This is a genomic window from Bradyrhizobium sp. AC87j1, assembly GCF_002936975.1.
Taxonomy (GTDB): domain Bacteria; phylum Pseudomonadota; class Alphaproteobacteria; order Rhizobiales; family Xanthobacteraceae; genus Bradyrhizobium; species Bradyrhizobium shewense.
Window position 1 is genome coordinate 1 of record NZ_PTFE01000187.1, and the last position, 5,725, is coordinate 5,725.

General features: G+C 60.0%; 5 protein-coding genes and 1 pseudogene. 5 read left to right on the forward strand and 1 reads right to left on the reverse strand.

The features are described from left to right. The first annotated feature begins 140 nt into the window (after positions 1-140). The 5 genes and pseudogenes from CV770_RS43755 to CV770_RS40295 all read left to right on the forward strand — a co-directional run. Entirely contained in the window at positions 141-386 is a 246-nt protein-coding gene (locus CV770_RS43755) for an alpha-L-arabinofuranosidase C-terminal domain-containing protein (RefSeq protein ID WP_245454013.1), read from the forward strand. Continuing rightward, positions 334-663, forward strand: a complete 330-nt coding sequence (locus tag CV770_RS40285; protein WP_146101457.1) for a hypothetical protein — start codon at positions 334-336, stop codon at positions 661-663. The genes CV770_RS43755 and CV770_RS40285 overlap by 53 nt, the downstream gene beginning before the upstream one ends. A gap of 552 nt (positions 664-1,215) precedes the next feature. Further along, positions 1,216-2,766: an acyl-CoA dehydrogenase family protein gene (locus tag CV770_RS40290; protein WP_161500087.1), complete on the forward strand. Its 1,551-nt coding sequence runs from the start codon at positions 1,216-1,218 to the stop codon at positions 2,764-2,766. 765 nt (positions 2,767-3,531) lie between these two features. Beyond that, positions 3,532-3,840 (forward strand): hypothetical protein, encoded by a 309-nt coding sequence (locus tag CV770_RS43000; RefSeq protein ID WP_409362781.1) that lies wholly within the window; start codon positions 3,532-3,534, stop codon positions 3,838-3,840. A 7-nt stretch (positions 3,841-3,847) separates the two neighbouring features. Then, positions 3,848-4,393, forward strand: a pseudogene (locus tag CV770_RS40295) (IS66 family transposase); the annotation flags it as partial. Between the two features lie 171 nt (positions 4,394-4,564). On the opposite strand, the gene CV770_RS40300 reads toward CV770_RS40295, so the two are convergent. Further along, the coding region (locus tag CV770_RS40300; protein ID WP_245454012.1) for a Ulp1 family isopeptidase at positions 4,565-5,725 on the reverse strand (1,161 nt) is incomplete at its 5' end.

The following is a 5,725-nucleotide window of genomic DNA, read 5'->3' on the forward strand; positions in this document are numbered from 1 at the left end:
GCACGCGTGGAATCCGCCGAGAAGGAGTACACGAGGTTCACGTCCCGGTGGCGGGCAAAGCCGCGACCCCGACGAAGCAAGGCTTCTGCGACATAGGGCTTGTCTACAACATCCGTGTCGGTCGGCTGGCCGGGCCGCCAATGCGTTCCCTGTTGAATCACGCCGATTGGGTGAGAGTTGTCTGCCTGGCGCACCTCGTGAACGTCATCGCGCCGATCAGGACTAAGACAGGCGGAGGTGCGTGGCGCCAAACTATCTTCTTTCCTTTTGCGCATATGAGCCGCGTTGGTCGCGGAAGCATTTTGCACGCGCAAGTCGAGACGGAAGCCTGCTATGCGTCGTACAACAATACTGACGGTAGACTGGCCGGACTTTCCAGCGCCTGATGTGCCGTATCTCAAGATAGCGGCAGTCGCCGAACAAGGCGGCGGCTTGTCGCTCTTTCTGCTCAATCGTGATCTGAAGCAGGAGATGGAGGTGAGCGTCGAGGCCAGAAGCTTCGTTCCCCTGACAGTTCACGAGCGGCTCGATCTCCGGCACGATGATCTGATGGTGGCAAATACCGAGAATGCGCCCGGACAAGGTCAAGCCGGCGCCCTCGCAAAGCGTGGCCTTTGCCCGCGGGAGGTTGCGACGCTCAAGCCGGCGTCATGGAATGTGTGATCTACCTGGCGCCACGTTGAGAAGATGAAGGGCCCGCGAAGGCGGCGCCAAAGGATCAATTGTGATCGCGGTTTAGGTTCTTGCTTGAGCATGATTTTCGCGAACGCTATTAAGTCGAGAGCGTAAGCACATCGCAAAGGTGTGAGCGCTGCCGATCGTACCAGGGCCAATGATCGTGGCCAACGGCAGTGATGGGTGATAGTCCCCTGCCGCGATCAGCGCGTCCGCCGCCGCGCCGGCCCAGATTACCTGCACGGGGTACGACAAACTTTCATGCCGCCGCATTCTGCGCCTGCACGACATCATACCATCATCGTCTGTCGCCCGACAAGCAATCGGCCCGTTCGAGAGCGGTGCGCCCTACCAGCGCGTGACTCCGATAGGTTATATCGATAAGCTTATCTTGATGAGAGCCCGCGCAGCGGCCGCAATAAATTCGAATACCGGAGAACGTGCTGATGATGCGCTTGCATCCACACTATACCAATGTGTAACCGAGATAGCCACGCGGATGAATTGGCACGAAGCGCGACCGGGTTCATTGTGGGCCTTATGACTATCTATACTCAAGTTTACGCCCAATTTAGCGAGGCGCAGGAACGCAGAGCCGAGGGCCGTGCGGCTGCACTATACTCCAGTTTGATCGCTGACCTCAGTCAGCTGAATTTCGCTGACGCGGATGACCGCCGAGCATTCCCTCCGACCCTACACAGCATATTGGCAAGGCATGGACTGTTCGGGCTCACCACACCAGGGGAGCATGGCGGATTAGCTCTTCCCTTGCAGGAGGCCATCAACCTCATCTCCGCCACTGCATCTTTCGATGTCTCCGCTGCCTCTACCCTCGTCATCCATAACTTCCTGGCCTTGCCCTGCATCCAAGCGGCACCGCACATCCCCGAACAAAAGCATATCATTCGGGGTGCAACACGCGGCGATCTCTGCGCTTTCGCTTTGACGGAGCCCGGAGCTGGCTCGGCCCCGAGGCACATAGAGGCTTCGGCTCTCATGCGCGAAGATAAAGTTCGTATCTCTGGCCGCAAGATCTGGATCGGCCTCGCTGACTGGGCTCGCTGGATCGTTTGCTTTGCGCGCGCGTCTGGACCCGATGCGAAAGGTCGGCTCGTTGGTGTACTCGTTGACAGGCAAACTCCAGGCCTAAAGGTCACGCACGAGCATCGCACACTCGGTCTACGTGGCATCATTCAAAATACCCTGGAGTTCCACGATGTCGAGGTGCCGCGTTCTTACGTGCTCTCTCGCGATCAAGACGGCTGGGGCGCGGCGGCATCTAGTATGAACCGCGGCCGTATCGGTGTGGCTGCTATGGGTCTTGGAGCCCTTGAGCGCGCTATCCAGGTCGCAGCCTCTTATGCAAGCCATCGCCGGTTCGGTAAACTGCGTATGATCGAGAACAGCTACATCGAGCAATTATTTGGACAGATGGTGCTGCGGCGGGAAGTCGTGAAGGCGATGCTGGCCGCATCCTGCCGACTTGTTTCAGCGCTGGGCGCGCCAAACGTCCACCTAGCGTCGGCAACGAAGGTTTTGTCCTCGGAGTGGTGCGGCCTTGTTGCTGATCAATGCGTCCAGCTGTTAGGTGGCCGTGGTTACGATGAGGGAGCGCCTTTAGCGAAAATCTATCGAGACGCTCGCATCCTTCGCATCTTCGAAGGTCCGACTGAGGCGCTCCTATCACATCTCGGCCGCTGCCTCCTCTCTAAAGCCACGCGTGACGAAATAGCCGATCTCTTTCGGTCAGTTGGAGCGGCATCAGTCCATGCTGCTGCAATTGAGGAGCTCTCTGGTCTCAATGAGACAGACGGGGCCGTGCTGATCTATGCGGGTTGGCTCACCACATTGGGACTTGCAAAAGCTGTCATGTCTGCTGGTTGCTTCTCTGCCTCAGATTGCGCCGCAGCAGCGGCTGACCTGGTCAGTTCCGAACTTGCAATCCTCCGTACTCGCGCGCCGGGCCGGCAACCTGTCGAAGTCCGCAATCGGGCTAGTCGGGCTCTGACCACCTTCCTTGAAGACGCGGCTTGTTCCATTCGCTCACCTGTCCTCACAGACGATTACCTTAGATTGGTGCAGTATGTCTGACATCTGACGGATGCCGGAGGTCTTTCCCACCTGGTGGGCCCGCGCGCGATGATGCAGCTGCGGAGAGGCGAAACATCTCTGAGCACTACCATGTCAAATTCCGGCAGGCTGCTATGAGGGCCTAAGCTAATCTCGCTCCGGGCGGCGACGCAGCAGCAAAGGCTTTCGCGTTCAGGAGGACCCGATCCGCTCCTCGATGCCGCTTCAGAAGAATGGGCCGCGTCGAACAACTTCAGCACGCTCCGTACCCTATCGATGATGGCCAGCCACCGTTTCGTGGTCCCCCATGGTCGATACTGACGCCACCGTGCTTTCGCGGCTGACGACTGCGCGATAATTATGCGTGTTCCGACATTTCTCGTAATGCGCCTGAGAAGCGCTATGTACCCGTGAAGTGCCGCCCTCCACTCAAAAGCCCCACGCCCTTCATTCCTGGTACTGTTTCGCTCCATTGGAACGCGGCGTCGAAGCGCATGCCGCAGCGAGATGATCGCCATGACTTAGCCATGCCATGAAGCTTCATGTTGTTTCGGGCATGAGCGGCGAAGCAGTATACTGAGCCCATCAGCCATGTGTAAGCCGTCTGACGGTCAGGCTTAGGATCAATATCATTGAGCCATTCGATAACCGCCCTTAAACTTGCGACACTCGCAAATGGTCCAGCGAAAGGGCGACACACTCTCTCTCGTAGAGCCGATCCAAGGCGATCATCAGCTCATCGCCGTGTTCCGAGTGATAGTGTAGCTCGGTAGAGCAAAGCCGCCCATGAACCTGCGCACGCTCGTGGAGAAGACCTCTGATGCCGATCTGTTGCGCGAGATGATCGGCTTTGCCGCCCAGCCCGTGATTGAGCCGCAAATGGATTGCCAGACCGGCGCCGCCTATGGCGAGAAGACCCCCGAGCGTCTGGCCGAACGCAACGGTTGCCGCGACCTGACCTCGAGAGACCCGGGCCGGCACGATCGAGCTTCGGGTCCTCAAGCAGCGCAAACGCTCCTATTTTCCGGATTTCCTGGAGCCGCCGCGCATGGCCCAGAAGGCGCTCACCGCCGTCATCTCGACCCGCTCGGTTGACGCCTTGGTGCAGGGCAAACCGGGCTCTCCGATCGCGCTGGAGGCGGTCAGACGCCTCGATGCGTTGTTCGAGATCGAGCGCACCATCAACGGCCGGGACGCCGACGAGCGGCGCGCCGTGCGCCACCAAAAGAGCAAGCCGCTTCTTGAGCACATGCACGCCTGGTTGTTGCGCGGGCGCGAAACCCTCTCGCGCTCCTCCGAGGTCCTGAAGCCTATGAATTACATGCTCAGGCGCTGGGACGACTTCGCCCGCTTCCTCGACGATGGCAGGATCTGCTTGACAACAATTGCGCTGAGCGCGCATTGAGAGGCATCGCCTTGGGAGCGCAACTGGACCTTCGCTGGTAGCCAGCGAGGCGCCGATCGTGCCGCCATCGTGTTGACGATGATCACGACCTGTCGCCTCAACGACGTCGAGCCCAAGGCCTGTCTCGCCGAGGTCCTGGCCCGGATCGCCGATCTTCCCGCGACACGCCTGCAAGAACTGCCGCCCTGGGAATGGAAGCTCCTCCGCCAGGCCGATAAGCCCGCCGGTCAGCAAGCCGCGTGACCTTCACACAACCGATCATAGAGCTCGTTGTGCCGCGCGCATGCTCAATCAGGCGGTCTTCGTCGTATGCTTACGCAGCTCCTCACGTGAGACGCTATGATGCCCTGCAAATACACCGATTGCGGATCTTCGATCGGCGAGAACAGCGTTTCACTCGGTCGCGCACCCTGTTCAGTTGAGGCCGACGCCAGCGCCTAGTCGGTCCCGCAGTGCCTGGCGACTGATGACAAGATTGTTGAGGTTCAGGTCCGGCCTTCTTGCTGCCAAGCGCCTAACCAGTTCCCGGGTGCCGTCCACGACAAAGACGCCGCAGTCATAACCGTTTTGCTGCTGTCTTATCGGGGCCTGTTGCAGGCTAGCGTCGAGCCGTCCTGCGAGTTCCGCTGCGGGCCTGTCATTGTATCCCCGGGTGGAGTCATAGTGATAGGCGACCGGCCAGTCACGATCGCGGCGATCGACCAGCAGCAGCGACCAGTGACTGCCGCGCTGATGTCTATCCGCATCGCTGGCATCGCTTACCGGCAGGAACAGGAAGTCGGCTGTATCATGGCGAACCCACCCTAATGCTCGTTCGGCGACCTCCTTGGAGGGGGATCGCAACATTTGGGCTATCAAGGGATCCACGAACCGCGTCCGGGCGGCGAGATGCGGATTGCTCTGCTGCAACTCCTGCGCCAGGAGCTCATAGTCCCGCTGAATATGCTCGTCACCCAGCCACTGCGTGGGGGCCAGCATGGGTCCGCTGCGGTGGCCGGAAGAGGCAACGCTAGCCGAGGGGCCGATCTGAGCACCCGGGACAGGGGACGGGCGAGGATGATGGACGAATTGCGCACCGCGGCGTCCTCGCGGCCCCGATGTGATCGAGCGGGTCTCATCGTTGATGGTGACCTGGGTTGGACCGCTGAACCGGGTTGGACCGCTGAACTGGGTCGGCAGGACCCCGATGTTATCCAGGACATCGAGTAAGAAATCCGGCACCGGCTGGGAGCCATCCTGCCAATCCTTGTCGACTCGATCTCCGATGTCCTCAAGCTCCTGCAGTTCGCCCGACAGCCCGACGAAGAACGCGGGTTTACCGGGAGGGCTGAGCATCGGCGCTGACTGAGCATCGTCACGCATCTGCTGCGGTGTGTAGGGCAGATCAACGAAAGAGTTGAGACCGCGGTAGATGTCCGACGACTGAGCTGGCGCGTCTGATGGTTCGGTGAAGAGCGCCGGTCTGGCGGCAGCCCTACCCGCCGCCGCTGACTGAGCATCGTCTCGCATCTGCTGCGGTGTGTACGGCAGATCAACGAAAGAGTTGAGACCGCGGTAGATGTCTGACGACTGAGC

What these genes read in the sequence shown, in the direction of transcription:
- CV770_RS40290 (WP_161500087.1), top strand. Translation starts at nt 1,216, where the DNA reads ATGACTATCTATACTCAAGTTTACGCCCAATTTAGCGAGGCGCAGGAA.
- CV770_RS40285 (WP_146101457.1), top strand. Translation starts at nt 334, where the DNA reads ATGCGTCGTACAACAATACTGACGGTAGACTGGCCGGACTTTCCAGCG.
- CV770_RS43000 (WP_409362781.1), top strand. Translation starts at nt 3,532, where the DNA reads ATGAACCTGCGCACGCTCGTGGAGAAGACCTCTGATGCCGATCTGTTG.
- CV770_RS43755 (WP_245454013.1), top strand. Translation starts at nt 141, where the DNA reads ATGCGTTCCCTGTTGAATCACGCCGATTGGGTGAGAGTTGTCTGCCTG.